The organism is Pseudosporangium ferrugineum (assembly GCF_003002065.1).
Lineage (GTDB): Bacteria > Actinomycetota > Actinomycetes > Mycobacteriales > Micromonosporaceae > Actinoplanes > Actinoplanes ferrugineus_A.
Genome location: NZ_PVZG01000011.1, coordinates 67,227 through 87,549, shown reverse-complemented (window position 1 = coordinate 87,549; position 20,323 = coordinate 67,227). Strand labels below are relative to the sequence as shown.

At 71.9% G+C, this 20,323-nt stretch carries 19 protein-coding genes and 1 pseudogene; 6 read left to right on the top strand and 14 right to left on the bottom strand.

From position 1 onward, the window contains the following. Positions 1-148 precede the first annotated feature (148 nt). Positions 149-640, bottom strand: a pseudogene (locus CLV70_RS22950) (pyridoxamine 5'-phosphate oxidase family protein); the annotation flags it as partial. Between the two features lie 75 nt (positions 641-715). On the opposite strand from CLV70_RS22950, the gene dcd reads away from it, so the two are divergent. Then, the gene (gene dcd / locus CLV70_RS22945; protein WP_106128653.1) at positions 716-1,294 is read left to right on the top strand and encodes a dCTP deaminase; all 579 of its coding nucleotides are present in this window, start codon (positions 716-718) and stop codon (positions 1,292-1,294) included. A gap of 16 nt (positions 1,295-1,310) precedes the next feature. On the opposite strand, the gene CLV70_RS22940 is transcribed toward dcd, so the two are convergent. Further along, a complete protein-coding gene (locus CLV70_RS22940; RefSeq protein WP_106128652.1) occupies positions 1,311-1,694 on the bottom strand; it encodes a VOC family protein in 384 nt (127 codons plus the stop codon). 83 nt (positions 1,695-1,777) lie between these two features. On the opposite strand from CLV70_RS22940, the gene CLV70_RS22935 reads away from it, so the two are divergent. Next, the gene (locus tag CLV70_RS22935) at positions 1,778-2,086 is read left to right on the top strand and encodes a YciI family protein (protein ID WP_245908400.1); all 309 of its coding nucleotides are present in this window, start codon (positions 1,778-1,780) and stop codon (positions 2,084-2,086) included. 16 nt (positions 2,087-2,102) lie between these two features. Here CLV70_RS22935 and CLV70_RS22930 read toward each other — a convergent pair whose 3' ends face one another. Continuing rightward, the gene (locus CLV70_RS22930) at positions 2,103-2,408 is read right to left on the bottom strand and encodes an SCO4225 family membrane protein (protein ID WP_146164127.1); all 306 of its coding nucleotides are present in this window, start codon (positions 2,406-2,408) and stop codon (positions 2,103-2,105) included. A 66-nt stretch (positions 2,409-2,474) separates the two neighbouring features. Then, positions 2,475-3,023 (bottom strand): phosphoribosyltransferase, encoded by a 549-nt coding sequence (locus tag CLV70_RS22925; protein WP_106128650.1) that lies wholly within the window; start codon positions 3,021-3,023, stop codon positions 2,475-2,477. Positions 3,024-3,123: 100 nt separating this feature from the next. Here CLV70_RS22925 and CLV70_RS22920 point away from each other — a divergent pair, with 100 nt between their 5' ends. Then, positions 3,124-4,251 (top strand): PP2C family protein-serine/threonine phosphatase, encoded by a 1,128-nt coding sequence (locus tag CLV70_RS22920; RefSeq protein WP_106128649.1) that lies wholly within the window; start codon positions 3,124-3,126, stop codon positions 4,249-4,251. Here CLV70_RS22920 and CLV70_RS22915 read toward each other — a convergent pair. Further along, positions 4,248-4,475 carry a hypothetical protein gene (locus CLV70_RS22915; RefSeq protein ID WP_106128648.1) on the bottom strand — a complete coding sequence of 76 codons (228 nt, stop codon included), beginning with the start codon at positions 4,473-4,475 and terminating at the stop codon, positions 4,248-4,250. The genes CLV70_RS22920 and CLV70_RS22915 overlap by 4 nt on opposite strands. A 291-nt stretch (positions 4,476-4,766) precedes the next feature. Here CLV70_RS22915 and CLV70_RS22910 point away from each other — a divergent pair, with 291 nt between their 5' ends. Continuing rightward, on the top strand, positions 4,767-6,623 hold the full coding sequence (locus tag CLV70_RS22910) for an acyl-CoA dehydrogenase (RefSeq protein ID WP_106128647.1): 1,857 nt from the start codon (positions 4,767-4,769) through the stop codon (positions 6,621-6,623). A gap of 75 nt (positions 6,624-6,698) precedes the next feature. Here CLV70_RS22910 and CLV70_RS22905 read toward each other — a convergent pair whose 3' ends face one another. Beyond that, positions 6,699-7,214 (bottom strand): SixA phosphatase family protein, encoded by a 516-nt coding sequence (locus CLV70_RS22905; RefSeq protein ID WP_106128646.1) that lies wholly within the window; start codon positions 7,212-7,214, stop codon positions 6,699-6,701. Between the two features lie 101 nt (positions 7,215-7,315). Between CLV70_RS22905 and CLV70_RS22900 the strand changes: the two genes are divergently transcribed. Beyond that, a complete protein-coding gene (locus tag CLV70_RS22900) occupies positions 7,316-7,606 on the top strand; it encodes a DUF6458 family protein (RefSeq protein WP_106128645.1) in 291 nt (96 codons plus the stop codon). Positions 7,607-7,643: 37 nt separating this feature from the next. Here the strand turns inward: CLV70_RS22900 and CLV70_RS22895 are convergent, their stop codons facing one another. After that, positions 7,644-8,486 (bottom strand): SDR family oxidoreductase, encoded by an 843-nt coding sequence (locus tag CLV70_RS22895; protein ID WP_106128644.1) that lies wholly within the window; start codon positions 8,484-8,486, stop codon positions 7,644-7,646. Between the two features lie 125 nt (positions 8,487-8,611). On the opposite strand from CLV70_RS22895, the gene CLV70_RS22890 reads away from it, so the two are divergent. Continuing rightward, a complete protein-coding gene (locus CLV70_RS22890) occupies positions 8,612-8,986 on the top strand; it encodes a winged helix-turn-helix transcriptional regulator (RefSeq protein WP_106128643.1) in 375 nt (124 codons plus the stop codon). Position 8,987: 1 nt separating this feature from the next. Here the strand turns inward: CLV70_RS22890 and trhA are convergent, their stop codons facing one another. The 7 genes from trhA to pdhA all read right to left on the bottom strand — a co-directional run bounded on the left by trhA (position 8,988) and on the right by pdhA (position 19,644). Continuing rightward, positions 8,988-9,641, bottom strand: coding sequence for a PAQR family membrane homeostasis protein TrhA (trhA, locus tag CLV70_RS22885; protein WP_106128642.1), 654 nt, complete (start codon positions 9,639-9,641; stop codon positions 8,988-8,990). A gap of 69 nt (positions 9,642-9,710) precedes the next feature. Next, a complete protein-coding gene (locus CLV70_RS22880; protein WP_106128641.1) occupies positions 9,711-11,486 on the bottom strand; it encodes an NHL domain-containing thioredoxin family protein in 1,776 nt (591 codons plus the stop codon). Positions 11,487-11,978: 492 nt separating this feature from the next. Then, positions 11,979-15,359, bottom strand: coding sequence for a hypothetical protein (locus CLV70_RS22875; RefSeq protein WP_106128640.1), 3,381 nt, complete (start codon positions 15,357-15,359; stop codon positions 11,979-11,981). Between the two features lie 358 nt (positions 15,360-15,717). Beyond that, the gene (locus CLV70_RS40155; RefSeq protein ID WP_170148650.1) at positions 15,718-15,858 is read right to left on the bottom strand and encodes a hypothetical protein; all 141 of its coding nucleotides are present in this window, start codon (positions 15,856-15,858) and stop codon (positions 15,718-15,720) included. A gap of 164 nt (positions 15,859-16,022) precedes the next feature. Then, a complete protein-coding gene (locus CLV70_RS22870; protein ID WP_106128827.1) occupies positions 16,023-17,513 on the bottom strand; it encodes a dihydrolipoamide acetyltransferase family protein in 1,491 nt (496 codons plus the stop codon). A gap of 5 nt (positions 17,514-17,518) precedes the next feature. Continuing rightward, positions 17,519-18,508: an alpha-ketoacid dehydrogenase subunit beta gene (locus tag CLV70_RS22865; protein WP_106128639.1), complete on the bottom strand. Its 990-nt coding sequence runs from the start codon at positions 18,506-18,508 to the stop codon at positions 17,519-17,521. Continuing rightward, complete coding sequence (gene pdhA, locus CLV70_RS22860; RefSeq protein ID WP_106128638.1) at positions 18,505-19,644, bottom strand: pyruvate dehydrogenase (acetyl-transferring) E1 component subunit alpha; 1,140 nt, start codon at positions 19,642-19,644, stop codon at positions 18,505-18,507. Before pdhA ends, CLV70_RS22865 begins: the two co-directional genes overlap by 4 nt. Positions 19,645-20,323: the final 679 nt, after the last annotated feature.

Genomic DNA, 20,323 nt, shown 5'->3' with positions numbered 1-20,323 from the left:
AGGGTGGGGTGGCCGGCTTCTCGAGGGAGGTGGCGGCTGCGGCTGGGGGTGCGGGGGCGGCGGCCGGGTTGGTGGGAGGTAGGGGGTGGTCGACCGTGGGGGTGGCGAGGGTCACGGTGGTGGTGGAGTGGGGTGCGAGGCCCGGCTGGGGCGGGGTGGCGTGGGGGTCGGGGGCGTGCCACGTGAGGGTGATCGGTGGGTAGCGGACGCTCATGGCCAGGGGGAGGGCGCCGGCGGGGCCATGGCGGCGGAGCATGGCTGTTTCGATGGTGAGTTCGAAGAGGCGCCAGTCGATGTGGGGGGAGGCTCGGAGGGCGTCGGCCAGGCGGGTGGTCACGGCGGGGTCGGTGACGCGGTGGGCGTGGCCGGTCAGGTAGGCCTCGTCGTCGCTCTCCTCCGGTGGGTAGGAGTGGAGGGCGTAGCGGCCGTCGCGTTCCAGGTCGCGGCGTTTCGCCGAGTCGACCACGAAGCAGTAGAGGCCCTCGTCGGTGATCACCGGCGAGACCGGGTGCACGCGGGGGCCACCGTCGGCGCGCACGGTGGCGAGGTAGCCCATGCCGGGGCCGTACTGCTGGAGCAGCGCGCGGATGGCCGCGGCGAGGTCGGGCTCGGCGGCGGTGAATTCGGACCAGGAAGCCATGGCAACATCATATCGAACATATGTACGAGACGACCACTCGAACACGCAGAAAGGGCTGGTCGGTATGGTGTGCCGATGCTGCTCTCCGACCGTGACCTGGTGGCCGAGATCAAGTCGGGCAACCTCGCGCTCGAGCCGTTCGAGCCGGAGCTGATGCAGCCCTCCAGCATCGACGTGCGACTGGACCGCTTCTTCCGGGTGTTCAACAACCACCTGTACACGCACATCGACCCCGCGGAGCGGCAGGACGACCTGACCGCCGAGGTCGAGGTCGGCGACGGTGAGCCGTTCGTGCTGCATCCGGGCGAGTTCGTGCTGGCGTCGACGCTCGAGGTGATCACGCTGGGGGATCAGCTCGCGGGGCGCCTGGAGGGCAAGAGCAGCCTGGGCCGGCTCGGCCTGCTCACCCACTCGACCGCCGGGTTCATCGACCCGGGCTTCTCGGGGCACGTCACCCTGGAGCTGTCCAACGTGGCCAATCTGCCGATCAAGCTGTGGCCCGGCATGAAGATCGGCCAGCTCTGCATCTTCCGGCTCTCCAGCCCGGCCGAGCATCCGTACGGGTCAGCCGTGTACGGCTCGCGCTACCAGGGGCAGCGGGGGCCGACGCCGAGCCGGAGCTCCCACAACTTCCGCACCTGGCCGACCGCCTGAGCGGAAGGGGCGAGGCTCAGCGGTGGGTCGCCCCGACGCAGAAGAGGTTGCCTTCCGGGTCGGCCATGGTCGTCCAGTCCACCCAGGGCACCTCGCCGATCACGTCCCACTTCTTGGTGGCGCCGAGCCCGATCAGCCGCCGCACCTCCGTCTCGCGGCCTCCCGGCGGCGTCGCGAGGTCCAGATGGATCGTGTTGCGGCCGGGGCGTGTGCCGGCGACCCGCTGGAAGTACAGCTTCACGCCGCCGCGAGCGGGTGGGGAGACGAAGACGAAGTCCTCGTAGCGGCCGGTGACCGAGCCGCCCGTCGCGGCGGCCCAGAAGGCGGCCAGGCGTTCCGGGTCGGCGCAGTCGATGTTCACCGATTCCACCGTCAGTCGGGGGGCCTGCTCTGCTGTCATGTCCCGGACGCTAGACCCCGTCGCTGACAATCGGGCCGGAACACCCGGGCGGGCCGGCGATCGTACGATGACCGCGAGCTTCCGTGCCGGAGAGGACCACCATCGTGTACCTGATGATCTCGACGTATCTTGTCCCGCTCGACGAGGTGGACCGGGTGCGCGACGAGCACCTCGCGTTCCTGGCGGGCCTGGAGGAGCGGGGCCTGGTCGTCTCGGCCGGCCGGCAGGATCCCGCCGTCGGCGGTGTCGTGCTGCTCGGCGTCGGCACCGAGGAGGAGGCCCGCGAGCTGATGGCGCAGGATCCGTACGTCCTTCGCGGCGTGGCCGAGTACACGGCGACCGGCTGGACGCCCACCCGCGGCGTACTCGCCGACTGGAAGAGCCCGGCCTGAGCGAGGGCTGCGGACGTCAGGCGCGGCGGGAGCGGAAGCGGCCGACCTCGCCCACGATCGTGTTGATGAGCAGCGTGTTGAGCAGCAGCCCGGCCACGACGCTGCCCCACAGCATGCCGATGGCCGGCCAGCCGTCGCCGAGCAGCGCGATCGGCGCGAAGATCACCGAGACCGGGGCGGTCAGGCCGATCAGGTAGATCGCCGCGAACGACGGCTCCTGATCGCCGGTGGCGAGGTTGGCACCGATCAGGATGACCGCGGTGATGGCGACGGCGAACAGATAGATGCGGGTCACCCAGTTGCCGAAGAAGAACTTGGTCATGCCGACCATCCTGGTAAGCCATCGACGGCCGTTCCTGAGTAGCGGTACCTAGGCGCCACCCGGTACCTAGCTCAGATCCGCCCCGGTGAGCAGGCCGCGGAGGCCGAGTCCGGCGGCGACCTCCGGCGGGCACTCGTCCACGATCACGGCGGTGCCGGCCACGCTCGCGCCGAGGCGGCCCGCGAGGATGTGCAGGGCGTGGGTCTGCGCGCCGGTGACCGCCCAGTCGTCCACGATCAGGATGCGGTCGGCCGTACCGATCAGATGGGTACGCACTCCCAGACGCTGCGCGTCGCCGCGGTGATCGGCCGGAATGTCCACCCAGGTCATCGGTTCCGCGATCGGCCGGCGGGCGCCGGCGCGGTACGCCTCCACGAAGCCCACCCCCAGCGCGCGCGCCACCAGCGGCCCGACGAGGAAGCCGGTCACCTCCGGGGAGACGACGACCGTCGGGCTGCTGCCGGGGAAGAGGCCGGCCAGACCGGGTCCCAGGCCGTCGAGGATCCGTGGGTGCCGCCACCACCCGGATCGGTCGCTGACGAGCAGGCCGCTGCCGGGTTCCGGCTCGGTCCAGCGGAACTCGGCACGCAGGAGGTCACGCAGCTCGGATGTCACGCGAACATGCTGTCACCACCGTGCCCGCGACAGCCGCCGAGTGGACAGAACGCGGTCAGACTAGGGGTCAAGATGATGCAGCGGCCGGTGCGGATCAGGCATGCTGTTCGGCGTACCCATGCCTAAGTTGCCGTCGGGCCGCCGCCCGCTCAGTCCCGGGAACCGCGCCGGTCTCGGCGCGGCCCTCGTGCTGCTCGCCGCAGTGTCCGGGCTGGAGATCACGGACGGCCTCGAGGCCAACTTCGTCGGGCTCTTCGCGGCGGTGCCGTTCCTCGCCGCGGTGTTCGCGTACTGGCAGGCGGTGCTGTCGGTGGGTGCGCTCGCCACCGCCGTCGGCCTGGTCTTCGCGACCGCGAGCGGTTCGTTCGGCTCGGTCGGCATGATCAACGTGACGGGCATCATGCTCTCCACCGGGATCGCCGCGGCGGTGGCGACCATCCGGCAGCGGCAGGCCACCCGGATCGCGGAGCTGGTGCGGCTCGCGGCCGTGGCCCAGCAGGCCGTGCTGCGCCCGGTGGGGCCGCAGGTGGGCGCCCTGGCGGTGGCCGGCCGGTACATCTCGGCGTCCGCCGCCGCGGACATCGGCGGAGACCTCTACGAGGCGCTGGACACCCCGTACGGCGTACGGATCATCATCGGCGACGTGCGGGGCAAGGGCCTCGACGCGGTCCGGCTGGCCAGCATCGTGCTCGGGTCGTACCGGCACGTCGCGTACGAGCGGGCCGATCTGCGGGCGATCGTCACCGACCTGGACCGGGCGGTGGCCCGCAGCGTCGGCGACGAGGACTTCGTGACGGCGGCGCTGGTCGAGGAGCGCGGCGGCACGCTCACGATCGTCAACTGTGGACATCCGGCGCCGCTGCTGCTGCGGCGGGGTGAGGTCATCGCGCTCGACCCGCCGGCCCCGGCGCCTCCGCTGGGCTTCATGCCCGTCGCCCAGCCGCGCATCGAGCGCCTGGAGCCGGGCGACCGGCTGCTGCTGTTCACCGACGGACTGGGCGAGGCCCGCCGCGACGGCGAGTTCTTCCCGACGGCCGACCGGGCGTGGCGCCTGCTGGGTCACGGCACGGTCGGCGACGGGCTCGCGTCGCTGGAGACGGCTCTCGTCGACTGGGTGCACGGGCAGTTGGAGGACGACATCGCCCTGGTGCTGCTCGAGTACGCCGGGTCCGACGGTGGTCCGGCCGTACCGATTCCCAGCTGGGAGGTCGGCGCCGCCGGCAGTTAGCCGACCCGCGGGGCCGGGGACTCCACGGCCTCCGCGAGCGGCGCGTTCGCCGTCGTGGACGGCGTCACCTGCGACGGTACGCCCCCAGCCGGCACGGGGACCGGCACGACGGGAACCGCGGCGATCGCCGTCACCGTCTCGGGCTGCCGGTGCCGCCCGACGTAGTGGCGGGGCTGGTCGGCCTGGCGAGGCTCGGGAATCAGGCTCTTGATCGTGGCGAACATGAAAGACCTCCCCGGGTCTGCGTACGTCCTGCGCGTACATCGAAAGCAACGACGCGGCGCACACGTCGATACGTCCCTGCGGCGCGGCGGCTTGCAAATGTCCGAACGGTGGTCGGCCCGCTCGGACATTCGGCGGCGTTCGTCCCCCAAGCCGCCGGAGATCGTCCCGCCCGCTCAGGCCGGCCGGCCCTGGCCCGAATGATCGGACGCGACTTGTCGGGTCCTACCAGTGGGTAATACAGTGGGGTTACTGACGGGTAACTCGCGTCCGGAGAGCGGGGCCAAGAACACATGACTCACTACAAGAGCAACCTGCGCGACCTGGAGTTCAACCTCTTCGAGGTCTTCGGGGCGGATCGTGCGTTCGGGCAGGCGCCGTTCGACGGCATCGACGCCGAGACCGCACGGGATGTGCTCGCCGAGGTGAACCGGCTCGCCCGCGAGGATCTCGCGGCCAGCTACACCGATGCGGACCGCAACCCGCCGAAGTTCGACCCGGCGACTCACACCGCGCCGCTGCCCGAGTCGTTCAAGAAGTCGTACGCCGCGTTCATGGCGTCCGAGTTCTGGCGCCTCGACCTTCCCGAGCGCCTCGGCGGCACGCTCGCGCCGCGGTCCCTCTGGTGGGCCATCGCCGAGCAGATCCTGGGCGCCAACGCCCCGATCTGGATGTACTCCTCCGGCCCCTCGTTCGCGCACGTCGTGGACGTCGAGGGCACGGACGAGCAGAAGAAGTGGGCCAAGCTCTTCGTCGACAAGCAGTGGGGCTCGACGATGGTGCTGACCGAGCCCGACGCGGGTTCCGACGTCGGCGCCGGCCGCGCCCGGGCGATCCCGCAGCCGGACGGCTCGTGGCACATCGAGGGCGTCAAGCGCTTCATCACCTCGGGTGAGCACGACCTCAGCGACAACATCATCCACTACGTGCTCGCGCGTCCGGTGGGTGTCGACGGCGTCGGCGGCCCGGGCACCAAGGGCCTGTCGCTGTTCATCGTGCCGAAGTTCCACTTCGACGCGGAGACCGGCGAGCTGGGCGAGCGCAACGGCGTCTACGCCACGAACGTCGAGCACAAGATGGGCCTGAAGGTCTCGAACACCTGCGAGCTGACGTTCGGCGAGCACGGCACCCCGGCCAAGGGCTGGCTGCTCGGCGAGAAGCACCAGGGCATCCGGCAGATGTTCATGATCATCGAGTACGCCCGGATGATGGTCGGCACCAAGGCCATCGCCACCCTGTCGACGGGTTACCAGAACGCGCTCGAGTACGCGAAGAACCGCGTCCAGGGCGCCGACCTGGTGCAGAATTCCGACAAGGCGGCCCCGCGCGTCACGATCACCCACCACCCGGACGTACGCCGCTCGCTGATGCTGCAGAAGGCGTACGCGGAGGGCCTGCGTTCTCTGGTCATCTACACCGCGACCTGGCAGGACAAGGTCTACATCGCCGAGGCCGCCGGCGACACCGAGGGCGCCAAGTCGGCCGCCCGGGTCAACGACCTGCTGCTCCCGCTGGTCAAGGGCGTGGGTTCGGAGCGGGCGTACGAGCTGCTCGGCCACGAGTCGCTGCAGACCTTCGGCGGTTCCGGCTTCCTCCAGGACTACCCGCTCGAGCAGTACGTCCGGGACGCCAAGATCGACACCCTGTACGAGGGCACCACCGCGATCCAGAGCCTCGACCTGATCTTCCGCAAGATCGTGAAGGACCAGGGCGTCGGGCTCGCCACGATCGCCACCGAGATGCAGGGGTTCATCGAGAGCGAGGCCGGCAACGGTCAGCTCAAGGAGGAGCGGCTGGCGCTGGGCAAGGCGCTCGGCGAGCTCCAGGCCATCCTCGGCGTGCAGATGGGCTGGCTGCAGGCGGTCCAGGGTGGCGAGACCCGCGAGCTGTACAAGGTCGGCCTGACCTCGCGGCGGGTGCTGCTGGCGCTCGGCGACGTGGTCGTCTCGTGGCTGCTGCTGCGTGGCGCCGAGGTCTCCCTCAAGAAGCTCGGCACCGACCTGAGCGCCTCGGAGAAGGCCTTCTACGAGGGCAAGGTCGCCGCGGCCCGGTTCTTCACCCGCGAGATCCTGCCCCGGATCGGCGCGGACCGCCGGATCATCGAGAACACCACGCTCGACCTGATGGACCTGCCCGAAGAGGCATTCTGAGCTTCGCACTCCCCGGAGTGCTCTCCTGAACACGGAAAACCGGCGGACAAGGGCGTCCGCCGGTTTTTCGTGTGCTCAGCCGCGTGCCGTGTGCTCGGTGAGGAGCGGCATCGACCCCGGCTCGGTCGTCGACCAGGACCCTTCCATCCGGTGTACGGCGATCCCGGACGTCTTCAGGCCCTCGGTGAACGCCCCGGTGTCGTCCGGCCGCAGCAGGACGGACACGTCGGACACGGTCGGATTGTGCCCCACCACCAGCACGGTCGAGACCGCGTCGGGCAGTGCCCGGAGCAGGTCGACGAGCTCGGTGCGGCCGCCCGCGTACAGGCCGTCCTCGTAGCGGACCTGCGGCACCGGGCCCTCCGGCGCGGCCGCGGCCAGTGCGGCCGCCGCGGCGTCCCAGGTCTCGCGGGTCCGGGCGGCCGGCGAGCACAGCACGACGTCCGGCCGCAGGTTCTGCGCCGCCAGCCAGGCACCGGCCACGGCCGCGTCCGCGCGCCCGCGGTCGGTCAGCCGGCGGTCGAAGTCCGGCCGCTCATCGGGGGTTTCCGCCTTGCCGTGGCGGAGCAGGACGAGGGTGCGTGCGGTCATGGGAAGAGCATGCCTGATTGAGCTTCGGCCCGTCTGGGTAGACACCCGCAACGACGAATTGCCGCGGCTCGGTGCGGCAGCCGCGAGCCAGGGAGGTCCCGATGGGCATCGGTGGAAGCATCTTCTTGTTGGCGCTGGGCGCGATCCTCGCGTTCGCCGTCAACGCGGACATCAGCGGTCTGGATATCAACGTGGTCGGCTATGTGCTGATGCTGGCCGGCCTGATCGGTCTGATCATCACGGTCTGGTACTGGAACAGCCGGCGTCGCCCCGCGACCGTCGTCGAGCAGCGCCCGGTCGTGCGCAACGAACCCGTCTACCGCGACGGCGAGGTCGTGGAGGAGTACCGCGAGACGCGGCGCCAGCCGCCGCCTCCGCCGTACGGCGCGTGAGCGTGAGGGGGCGCCACCCGGCGCCCCCTCTTCCGCATCAGGCCAGGGCCGCCGCGACGGCCTGCGCGAGCGGGGTCACCGGCCGGCCGAGGAGCTTCTCGATGTCCTCGGTGCCCGTGTGCAGAGCGCCCTCGGCCGCGTGCTTGTCCGAGTCGGCCAGGATCGCGGCGAAGCCCTCCGGTACGCCGACACTCACCAGGAATTCCGTGTACTTCTCCGGGCCCAGGTCGGTGTACGCGACCTCGCGGCCGGACTGCTGCGACACCACGGCGGCCAGCTCGGCCAGCGTCACACCCTCGCCGCCCAGCTCGTACACCCGCTGCTCGTCGTCCGTGAGGACCGCCGCCGCGGCGGCCTCGGCGTAGTCCGCCCGGGTCGCGATGCTGATCTTGCCCTCGCCCGCGGCGCCGTAGAGGCCGTGCTCGAGCGCACCCTTGAGGTCGTAGTTCTCCAGGTACCAGCTGTTGCGCACGAACACCGACGGGACGCCGGACTCGGTGAGCGCCTGCTCGGTGACGCGGTGCTCGCTCGCGAGGATCAGCGGCGAGGTGTCGGCGCGCGGGATGCTGGTGTAGACCACCTTGCCGATCCCGGCCTCCTTGGCGGCCTCGATCACGTTGGTGTGCTGCTGAATCCGCTTGCCCGGCTCGCTGGCCGAGACGAAGAGCAGCTTGTCGGCGCCGGCGAACGCCTCCCGCAGCGTGTCGGGTTCGTCGTACGAGGCCTGCTTCACGACCACACCGCGGTCCGCGAGATCCTGGATCTTCTCGACGCTGCGGCCGATGGCCACGATCTCGGCGGCGGGCACTCCGCGGCCGATCAGCGACTCGACCGCGAGGCGGCCGAGGTGTCCGGTGGCGCCGGTGACGACGATGGTCATCAGTGAACTCCCTTTGCTCGTACGGCGGCCGGTCGACCGCCGTACGAGCACAACGGCGGTGGTCGAACGTCACTTCCCGATGGAGAGTGAGCACCTTGAAGTGCAGTACTTACCTGAGGGATAGTGTGCAGGTGGAACCCGATGTGTTTGCCAAAGACTGCCCGAGCCGCCAGCTGCTCGATCGCATCGGCGACGCCTGGAGCGTACTGATCGTCGGGTCGCTCAGTGGCGGATCGCTGCGATACACCGAACTCGCCCAGCGGGTGCCCGGCGTCAGCCCCAAGATGCTCACCCAGACGCTGCGCGGGCTCGAGCGGGACGGGCTGGTCACGCGTACGGTGCACGCGGTCGTGCCGCCCCGCGTCGACTACGGCCTGACCAGCCTGGGGTGCAGCCTGCTCGGGCTGGTCGGGGCCCTGAAGGAGTGGGCCGAGCAGCACATCGGCGACGTCGTCGAGGCCCGGGAGGCCTACGACTCCCGGACCGCCGTCAAGGTGTGACTCAGGCGTACAGGGCGAAGTAGATCGCGATGTGGTGACAGATCGCGGCCACCAGCGTGCAGGCGTGGAAGAACTCGTGGTGGCCGAAGACGGTGGGCCACGGGTTCGGCCGCCGGAGCGCGTAGAACACCGCGCCGATGCTGTAGATCAGGCCGCCGGTGGCGAGCAGCACGAGCGTGGCCACCCCGCCGTTGCGCATGATCTCCGGGAGGATCGCCACCGCGCCCCAGCCCAGCGCCAGGTAGAGCGGGGCGCCCACCCAGCGGGGCAGGTGCGGCCAGATGCTCTTGAGGGCCACGCCGCCCAGGGCGCCGCCCCAGATCAGGCTCAGCATCACCGTGGCCTTGCCGCCGTCCAGGAGCAGGACGCAGAACGGCGTGTACGTGCCGGCGATGAAGATGAAGATCATCGAGTGGTCCATCCGGCGCATGATCTGGTAGCCGCGCTCGCTCCAGACCCGCCGGTGATACAGCGCGCTGATGCCGAACAGGCCGCACACGGTCAGGCTGTAGACCAGGCAACTGAACAGGGGCGACAGCCCCGGTCTCGTGGCGGCGATGGAACAGAGCACGACGCCGCACACGAGGGCGACGAAGAACGCGTACTGGTGCAGCCGGCCACGCAACCGCGGCTTGCCGAGGTCGGCCGGCTTCATCCGGAACGGGGTCGATGTCACGGCCTCAAGGTTACGGCACCGTAGGTTACCCGTGGGTAGTGAAGCCGCTCACGCGTCCAGCCCGCGCAGGATCAACGGCAGCCGGTCGGGCGCCGCCGGGTCGAGGACGACCGGCACACCCCAGTCCTGCCGGGTGAGGTGACAGGCCGCGTGCTCCACGTCCGCGTCGCAGGTCGCTGCCTGGGCGACAACCTGCAGGATCCCCTTCGGTACGGCCGGATTCAGCACCAGCCGCCGGGACAGGTCGGTGCCCGTACCCTCGCCCTCCAGCAGGAGCTCCGGCGGTGCGGCCGAGACGACCAGCCGCGTCGACGGGCCGAACGTGGCGTCGAGTTTCTGGCCCGGCGCCGGCGTGAACACGACGTCCAGGGTCACCTCGCCCGGCGCCAGCGGAGACGGCGGCCGCTCGGTGCGGTGCCGCTCGCCCTCGACGGTCCGCACCGCGCCCGGTGCCAGCCGCACGAGCCGGTGCGCGCCCGACTCCACCACGAACACCTCACCCGCGCGGGTGACCAGGAGGTCGCTCGGCTCGGCCAGCCCGGAATCGACCGTGGACATCTCCCCGGACACCGGGTCGTACCGGCGCACGGCACCGTTGTAGGTGTCCGCCACCAGCACCGAACCGTCCGGAAGGGCACTCACCCCCAGCGGATGCTGCAACAGCGCCTCCTTGCCGGGGCCGTCGACGTGACCGAAATCGAAGAGCCCCTGACCGACGGCGGTGTGCAGCTCACCGTCCTCGACCCAGCGCAGCGCGGACGTCTCGCTGTCCACGATCCACAGCTTTTTCCCGTACGCGGAAAGCCCCGAAGGTTGGGCCATCCACACGTCGGGGATCGGGCCATCGCGCAGCGACTCGACGGTGGTGCCGGCGAGGACACCCGTGGTGCGCAACTCCGGATCGAACCACCACAGCTGGTGGATGCCGGCCATCGCGACGACGACCCGCCCCTCGAACCAGGTCACGTCCCACGGCGACGAGAGCGACACGCCGTCGTCCGCCGCGGACCGCCACGGACGCCCGGTGCCGGCCAGGGTGCTGACCCGCCCCGACTCCAGGTCGAAGCCCCGCAACAGATGATTGACGGTGTCGGCGACGACCACGGTCCGGCCGTCGGGGAGCAGGCACAGCCCCTGCGGCTCGGAGAAACTCGCCTGCCCGGCCGGCCCGTCGGTACGCCCGCGCCGCCCGGTGCCGATCCGGCGTACCAGGGACTCGCCGTCCGGGGTCAACTCCGCGAGCGAGTGCCGGGCCGAGTCGGAGACCAGCAGGTTCCCGCTCGGCAGCTCGATAACCTTGCCCGGAAAGCGCAACAGCGTGTCATCGGCAGGCGGCGCCACGTAAGGGCCGTCGCCGCGGTGCAGGGTGCCCTTCGCCTCGTGCGTGGCGATCAACTCGTCGAGCAGCCGGGTGAGCCCCTCGGCATGCCCCTCCCCGGCCATCGACGCGACGACGTAACCCTCGGGATCCACGACGCTGAGCGTGGGCCAGGCCTTCGCGGCATACTGCTGCCACATGACCATGTCGGCATCATCCAGCACGGGATGATGCACCCCGTACCGCTCGACGGCGGCGGCCAGGGCCTGCGGGTCACGCTCATGCTCGAACTTCGGCGAATGCACCCCGATGACCACGAGGGCATCGCCGTACTTCTCCTCGAGCGGCCGCAACTCGTCGAGCACGTGCAGGCAGTTGATGCAGCAGAAGGTCCAGAAGTCCAAGACGCAGACACGACCCCGGAGGTCGGCCAGCTTCAACTCCTTGCCGCCAGTGTTCAACCAGGCCCGGCCCCGCAGCTCGGGCGCCCGCACGCGCGCACTCATGCGCCCATCGTGCCCGATGATCTCCGCCGGAACGGGTCGGGGTGACCGACGCCTCGCCCCGCCGTGACCTGCATCTCTCCGGGCTGCGAGCGTGCCTGCCGCCGTTGGAGGCGCTCGCGCTCGGGCCGCCTCGCGCCCCGCGCTCGGGCCGCCTCGCGCCCCGCGCTCGGGCCGCCTCGCGCCCCGCGCTCGGGCCGCCTCGCGCCCCGCGCTCGGGCCGCCTCGCGCCCCGCGCTCGGGCCGCCTCGCGCCCCGCGCTCGGGCCGCCTCGCGCCCCGCGCTCGGGCCGCCTCGCGCCCCGCGCTCGGGCTGCGTCGGGACACCCGCTCGGGGTGCGTCGGGCCCCGCGCCCGGCCGCGTCGGGTTCGGCCGCGCCGAGTCACGTGGCGCTGGCGGTCCGAGCCCTGTGGTGCCCGGCCGGGCGAGCCCGTGGTGTCGGGCAGGGCTCGGGGCGGGGGTCATGGGCCCGGCGTTGTGCCGGGCCCTGGGTGCTCAGGCTCGGGGCTTGAGGCAGAGGACCTTGGACTTGTCGTCGCCCGCGGGGTTGAGGACGTAGGGCTGGCCCGGGTCGGAGCACTTCTCCTTGGCGTCGACGATCGATGTCACCTCGAAGGAGCCGGCGTCGCCGCAGTTGGCGGTTACGGCGGCGTCGCCTTCGCGCTTCACGCAGTCGCCGATGTTGACCGAGAAGCCGCTGTCCGAGCCGCGGGCGATCAGCCAGGTGACGCCGAGGGTCAGGCCTACCAGGAGGCCCGCGCCGAGGATGACACCGAGGAGGACCGGGAACATGCGTACGTGCGGGGTTTCGGACTTCGGGGGCTCCGCGGGCGGCTGCGGTTCCGGGCGGAACGAGCTGAACCGGTCCTGTTCCTCGTCGTTGCCGTCCTGGTCGTGGCCAGCGCTGCCGGGCCAACTGGCCGTTGCCTCGGGATCCGGCGGGGGCGCCACGGTGGCGCGGTTCGCCGGACCGGAGAAGGCGCCTCCCGTGCGGGAGTGGTCGCCGAAGGGCTGCGTCGAGTCGGGCGGCGGGAAGCCGTTCTCCAGCGGCGGTGCGGCGTGCATCGTCGGGAGGGCGGGGGCGGGCACGTACGGCTGCTCGGGTCCGCGGCCGGGGGCGTCGGGCTGGTAGCCGTCGAAGTCCGGCGGCGCGGCGCGGCCGGATTGGCGATCCCCGAAGTCGGGCTGCGCGGTGCGGCCGCCGTGATCGCCGAAGTCCGGAGGTCCGCTGCGGCCGGCGTGCTCCCCGAAGTCGGGGGGTGTGGCGCGGGCGGCGTCGCTGAAGTCGGTGGGTGGGGCGTGTTCGGCGAAGTCGGGTGGGGTGGTGCGGGCGGCGGGGTTGCCGGGCACCGGACCGGGCTGGGAGGGCTGGCCCGGGCGGCCCCGGCCGGCGATGTCGGTCGTGTACTCGCTGAAGGCCGCCGGGTTGGGGGCGTCCTGCGGGTTGGCCGGTGGCGGTGAGTGCGGCGCGGGGGTGAACGGCTGGCCGGGGGGTGCCACCCGGGCGCTGGCCGATGCGCGGCCGGCCACGCGGCCCTCGCCGCCACCTGAGGTGGGAGCGGGGCCGAATGCTCCGTCGGCGGGCGGCGCGCTGTCCGGCCGGGCCGTCGACGGGGAGCCGTAGGTGCCCGGGGCGGAAGCGGCGCCGAACGGTGCCTCGGCCGGCGGGGCGCTGTCGGGGCGTGCGGGTGACGGGGTTCCGTACGTGCCGGGGCGGTTGGGCGGCGGGGCGAACCGGTCCTGCTGGTCGTCGAAACCGCCGGGGGTCGCGCCGCTCGCCGGGGAGGCGGGGAAGGCGTCGCCGTGGCGCTCCGGGAACGGTTCGGAGGTGTGGCGCTCCGGGGACGGGTCGGCGGACGGCGGGGTGCCGAACATCCGCTGGTCGTCCGGGGAGTCGGTGCCGGGCCGCCGGCCGAACGGGCCGTCGGAGCCGGGCGGGTTCCCGAACGGGCTGTCAGTCCTGGGCGGGGCACCGAACGGGCTGTCAGTGCCGGGCGGGGTGCTGAACGGGCTGCCCGCGCCGGGCGGACTGAACGGGCTGCCCGAGCTGGGCTGGGCACCGAAGGAGTTGTCCGCGCCGGGCTGAGCACCGAAGGAGTTGTCCGCGCCGGGCTGAGCGCCGAACGGCGATTCCGGGCTGGGCTGGGCGCCGAAAGGCGATTCCGAGCCGGGGCGGGGGCCGAACGGGCTGTCCGGGGTGGTGCTGTAGCCGTCGGAGGTCGGGGCGGGTGCTGCGGAGGCCGGCTCGTCCTGGTCGGGGGCGGCGGCGGGGCGGCCGTAGACGCGGGACTGGGGTGCCGGGGACGGGGGTGGGACCTCGTCGGGGTCCACCGGGGCGACGCGGCTCGCTACCGGCACGGAGGCGCTTGCCGAGACCGGGCGGGCGGAGCCCTTCGCCGGGGCGGGGTGGTCGGTGCCCGGCTCGGGCTGCTCGGCGGCGTCGCGGGGTTGCGGGATCGGGGCGCCGCTGCGGGGCTCGGTGGCGATCGGGGCGCCGCCGCTGCTCAGGGCGGCACCCGGCACCCGCTGGGGGTAGCCGGGGGAGTCGGGCCGGCCGGCGTCGGGGTCGGCGAACGATGCGCCCGGAATGCGCTGCGGGTAACCGCTCTCCGGGCGGTCGCCGTCGTTGCGGCCGCCGTCCGTGGCCATCGGAGCGGAAGGGGCGAACGGGGCGGAAGAGCTGCCAGCGTCCGCGGCGAACGGGCTGCTGCCGCCGTCGGCGCGGAACGGGGTGCTGCCGCCGTCGGTGGCGAACGGGCTGCTGCCGCCGTCGGTGGCGAACGGGGTGGAGGGGCTGCCGCCGAAGCTGTCGTCGGCCGGGGAGTCGCCGGAGGAGCTGCCTCGGAGCGGGAAGCTGGCGCCGTTCGGTGAGTGGCCGCGCATGGGGAAGCCGCCGCTGTCGGGTGCGCCGGCCGGCGGGGTGTCGGGCAGGCCGGTCAGCGTGGCGCCGGGCACCCTGACGCGCTGGTCGCCGAAGGCGGAGACGCCGGGCGGCCGGCCGGACGACTGCTCGTCCGTGGAGCCGCCGCCCGAGGAAGGACCGAAGCCGCCGCCCGAGGAAGGACCGAAGCCGTCGCCCGACGAAGGACCGAAGCCGTCGCCCGAGGAAGGACCGAAGCCGCCGGATGAAGAAGGATCGAACGCACCGGAGGAAGACGGGCCGAACGCGCCGGACGCGTCGGATGAGGACGGGCCGAAGGCGCCGGGAGCCGCGTCGAACGGGCTGCGGCGGGGGCCGTCGGGCTGCTGGGGGACCGCTGGGGCGCGGGTCGGGGTGAAGCCGTTGAATTCGCCGACCGGGCCGGAGAGCGGCCCGCCCGCGATGCCCGGTGAGCGCTGGGGGAGGTCGCCGCCCTGGCCCTGACGGTACGGGTGGGGCTCGAACGGGTTGCTCTCGCTGGACGGCTGCGCGGGCGGCGGAGGGGCCCAGGCGGACTGCTGCTCGTCCGAGGCTGGGGCGTACGAGGACTGTGCGGCGGCGAACGGCTGCTGTGCGGCGGCCGGGGGCTGCTCCGGCGCGTACGGCGAGCTCGGGGCCGCGGGCTGGCCGGGGCCCGGCGAATAGGCGGGTCCGGGAACGGGCGGCTCGGCCTGGGGCACGCGCGCCGAACCCGCGGAGGCGAACTTGGCGGCGCCCGGGCCGAAGGCGGGGCCCTGGCCGGCCGGCGGCACCGCGGGCACCACGAACGGCGAGCCACCGTTCGGCGTGGAGTGCGGAGGGGGCCCGTACGCGCTCGGCATCGAGTCCTGCGCGTGCGGATAGGCCGCGTCCGCAGGGGAGGCGTCGGGTGGGTAGCCCTCGCTGCCGAACGGCTCGGAACCGCCGCCCGGCGCGGCCCCCGGCACTCGGCCGGCGTGCTGGCCCTCGGACGTCATATCCGCCTCCTCCATGACTGTCGGCCGTGCCAGCTTAGGCACGAACGCGGCCGACCTTGCAGAGCTGGGCGTGACCCCGATCACTATCCCCGACCGGCCGAGCCGGGGCGGGTGACCGTGCCCAACCGTACCGGTCGGGGACGACACTCGGAATCCCGGTGTACGCCGTCCGGAGCGCCCCGGCCGTCCGGATACCACCGAACGTGATCACGGGGCGGACGGTCCGATGAGGAACGCCACGAGGCCCCGACCTGTGCACCGGTCGGGGCCTCGGGGACCGCGTCGTTCACGAGCGCGGTCGGGTGGGTTCTGGGAGCCGCTGCCGGCCGCGGGGAACGGCGGCGCGGCGCGGGCGAGATCAGAGAATGCGCTGGTGCTGGGCGAAGTACGCGATCTCGTCGCGCATGGACTGCGTCGGAGCCGACCTCCACGCGCGGTCGATGGCGCGCTGGTTGCGCTTGATCTGCCGACGGTTACGGATGCGGTCGATGACGCTCATGGTGCTGTCACTCCCTCGGCCTCGTGGGCCTCGTCGCTTGTGGTGCCTGTGTTTCGGCGCTGAGTCCATTGAACCGCACCGAGACACAGGCTGCCAACGATTTAGGGGGTGACCTCGCTTACCCGCCTAAGAATCTAAGGTCAGGGTAACCGTATGCCGATGATTTACGTCCAGGCGAGCAGTGCGCCCTCCGGGTCCTCGAGGAAGCGGCCGACGTCGCGGAGGAACTTCGAACCCAGCTCGCCGTCCACGATCCGGTGGTCGAACGAGAGGCCCAGCGTCGTGACCTGGCGAACCTTGATCTTCCCCTTGTGCACCCAGGGCGTCGGACGGATCGCGCCGAACGCCAGGATCGCCGACTCGCCCGGGGGCAGGATGGGCGTACCGGTGTCGACGCCGAAGACTCCGACGTTGGTGATCGAGAAGGTGCCGCCCGACATGTCGGATGGTGGCGTCTTGCCAGACTTCGCGACCTGCACCAAACCGTTCAAAGCCTCGGCCAGTTCGCGCAGACTCAGCCGGCCCGCGTCCTTCACGTTCGGGACGATCAGGCCGCGCTCGGTCGCCGCCGCGATGCCCAGGTTCACGTACTCCTTGACCACGATCTCGTTCGTCGGGCCCGACCAGGTCGAGTTGACCATCGGGTGCCGCTTGATCGCGAGGAGCACGGCCTTGGCGACGAGCAGCAGCGGCGAGATCCGTACGTCACGGAACTCGGGGCTGGACTTGAGCCGCTCCAGCGACTTCATCGACCGGGTCACGTCGACGGTCAGGAACTCCGTGACGTGCGGGGCGGTGAAGGCCGACGCGACCATGTTCTCCGCCGTCAGCTTCCGGACGCCCTTGATCGGGATCCGCTGCTCGCGGGACGCGTCGAACACCGCGGGCGCCGGAGCGCGGCCGTTGACCGCCGCCGGAGCCGGGGCGGCCAGGGCCGCCGCCGCTGCGTGGACGTCCTCCCGGGTCACCGAGCCCAGCGGGCCGCTGCCGGCCAGGGCACGCAGGTCGACGCCCAGGTCCTTGGCGAGCTTCCGGACGGGCGGCTTGGCGAGAACCGGCCCGGTGGCGCGCACCGGGTCGGCGGGTGGTGCCGGAGCGGGGGCCGGCACCGCGGGAACGGCCGTGAGGGCAGCCGAAGCCGCCGCAGGCGGGGTGGCCGGTGCTGCGGTCGGCGACGCTGTGGGCGTACCGATGCGGGCTCTTCTTTTTGCAGTGACCGTGCGCGGGCCGTATCCGACCAGCACCGCCGTCCGGCCGCCCGGAGCCGGACCACCGATCAGGCCCGGCTCGACCGCACCCTCGGCGGGCGCGACCTGCACCGCGGCGAGCGATTCGGCGGACGGGACCGGACCGTCGAAGCCGGCCGGTGCGGACGGCGCCGGATCGCCGGCGGGCAGCGGGCCCGCCGACGGGTCGGTGTCGATGGCGACGATCGGGGCGCCGACCTCGACCGTCGAGCCGGCCTCGTGGAAGATCCGGGTCACGACGCCGGCCCACTTCGCCGGGATCTCGACCGCGGCCTTGGCCGTCTCGACCTCGACGATCGGCTGGTTCAGCTCGATCGTGTCGCCGACCTTGACGAGCCAGGCGAGGATCTCGCCCTCGGTCAGGCCCTCGCCGAGGTCGGGCAGGGTGAACTCCTTGATCCGCGACATCGGCGTCACCAGCCGAAGGAGCGGTCGACGGCGTCCAGGAGGCGGTCCAGGTCCGGGAGGTACTCCTCCTCGAGGCGGGCCGCGGGGTACGGCACGTCGAAGCCCGTCACGCGCAGCACCGGCGCCTCCAGGGAGTAGAAGCACTCCTCGGTGATCCGGGCGGCGATCTCCGCGCCCAGCCCCGCGTTGCCGGGCGCCTCGTGCACGATGACGGCCCGGCCGGTGCGGCGGATCGACTCGAAGACCGGGGCCAGGTCGAGTGGGGAGAGCGTACGCAGGTCGACGACCTCCAGGCTGCGTCCGTCCTCCTCCGCGGCCGACGCGGCGTCGAGGGCCACCCGCACCATCGGGCCGTACGCGATCACCGTCGCGTCGGTGCCCGGGCGCGCGATCCGGGAGGCGTGCAGCGGGTACGCGCCCGCGAGGTCGAGCCCCAGGTCGACCTCGCCCTTCTCCCAGTAGCGCCGCTTCGGCTCGAAGAACACGATCGGGTCGTCCGAGGCGATCGACTGCTGGATCATCGCGTACGCGTCCGCCGGGTTGGAGCAGGTCACGACCTTGAGGCCGGGGGTGTGCGCGAAGTACGCCTCGGGCGACTCGGAGTGGTGCTCGACCGCGCCGATGCCGCCGCCGTACGGAATCCGGATGACGATCGGGATGCGCACGTTGCCCAGCGAGCGGTAGTACATCTTCGCGACCTGCGCGACGATCTGGTTGTACGCCGGGAACACGAACCCGTCGAACTGGATCTCGCAGACCGGCCGGTAGCCGCGGATGGCCAGGCCGACCGCGGTGCCGACGATGCCGGCCTCGGCCAGCGGGGTGTCGATGACGCGGTCCTCGCCGAAGTCCTTCTGCAGGCCGTCGGTGATGCGGAACACGCCGCCGAGCTTGCCGACGTCCTCGCCCATGATGACGACCTTGGAGTCGTTCTCGAGCGCGCGGCGCAGGCCGTGGTTGAGGGCCTTGCCCAGGGTGATCGTCTCGGCCATCAGTGTGCGCTCCCCTCGAACGACGCCTGGTATTCGGCGAACTGCCGGCGCTGCGCGTCGACCTCGGGCGAGCCGGTGGGATAGACGTTGTCGAACAGCGTGACCGGCTGCGGATCCGGCATGGCGAGGACCCGCTCGCGCAGGTCGAGGGCCAGCGTGCGGGCGCTCTCGTCGACCTCGGTGAAGAAGGTGTCGTCGGCCAGCTGCTGCTTGGTCAGGAACGCCTTGAGCCGGCTGATCGGGTCCTTCGCCTTCCAGGACTCGACCTCGCTGGCGATGCGGTAGCGCGTCGGGTCGTCGGAGCTGGTGTGCGCGCCCATCCTGTACGTGTACGCCTCGATCAGCGTGGGGCCCTGGCCGTGCCGCGCGTTGTCCAGCGCCGCCCGGGTCACCGCGTAGGTGGCGAGCACGTCGTTGCCGTCGATGCGTACGCCCGGGAAGCCGTAGCCGTCGGCCCGGCGGTGCAGCGGGATACGCGTCTGGCGCTCGAGCGGCTCGGAGATCGCGTACTGGTTGTTCTGGCAGAAGAACACGATGGGCGCGTTGAACACGCCGGACCAGACGAACGCCTCGTTGACCTCGCCCTGGCTGGTGGCGCCGTCGCCGAAGTACGCGATGACCGCCTCACCGTCGGGACCGCCGGTCTTGCCGTCCATGGTCACGCCCATGGCGTAGCCGGTGGCGTGCAGCGTCTGCGAGCCGATCACGATCGTGTACAGGTTGAACTTGAACTCGTTCGGGTCCCAGCCGCCCTGGTCGACGCCGCGGAACAGGCCGAACGGCATGATCGGGTCGATGCCGCGGGTGTAGAGCACGCCGTGCTCGCGGTAGGTCGGGAACGCCATGTCCTGGGGTCGCAGCGCCCGCCCGGAGCCGACCTGCGCGGCCTCCTGGCCCAGCAGGCTCGCCCAGATGCCGAGCTCACCCTGCCGCTGCAGGGCGGTCGCCTCGGTGTCGAGGCGCCGGACCGTGACGAGGTCCCGGTACAGCCCGCGATACTCGTCGTCGGTGAAGTCGACCGAGTAGGTGACGCCCTCCGCCGTGGTGACGCTGTCGACGCGCTCACCGTCGGGCGTCAGCAGTTGAACGAAACCGCCGGCCGGGGCGTCCGCCCCGGGTTGGCTCTCGTCGTTCGCCATCCGTGTCTCCCTGTTCATCTCTGCGCCCACGGCGGGTGTTGCCCGTCCGCGCGGCTGACCGCTAATGCGCCGCGCCTGGCCCGGGTGAGGTTGCCGCGCGGTTGGTCGGCGGGACCACACGCCCCGCCGGGGAGTGACGACCCCCACCGCCCTGCTGGTGGGCAGGCAACGGCGGCGGTGCCGTCGCCCCCATCCTCGCAGAGAACGTGAGTGGCGCCACAGGTCAGGTCGATCACAGATCCGAAATCTTGCAGGATCATCGGTAACCGTGTTTGTCCGGGTTCGCGGTTTTCGTACCCTCACTTCCGTCTGAACGGCCGATGCGCACCGCTCCCGAACGCCGCATGCCTCGTTCACCCCAGCAGCCGACAGATCCATGTGGATCTACAAACTCTGGGGAGGGTGCCGGCCGTGCCGGAGCAGCCGAACGACGACGGCCTCGTGCCACCGATCAAGGTGCTGCGCAAGCGCCTGAACGGCGTGTACAGCGCGGAGGGCTTCACCGGCCCGACCCGTCGGTATGTGCTCCTGGTGGTGATGCTCGTCGGCCTCGCGTCCCTGCCCACCCTGGCGGCGATCACGGCGGGCTCCCAGGAACTCGCGGACGGCGGATCGACGGTCACGGACGTGCCCTTCATCCCACCGCCGTCGGGCGGACCGGTGATGGTCCCGCCGGAGG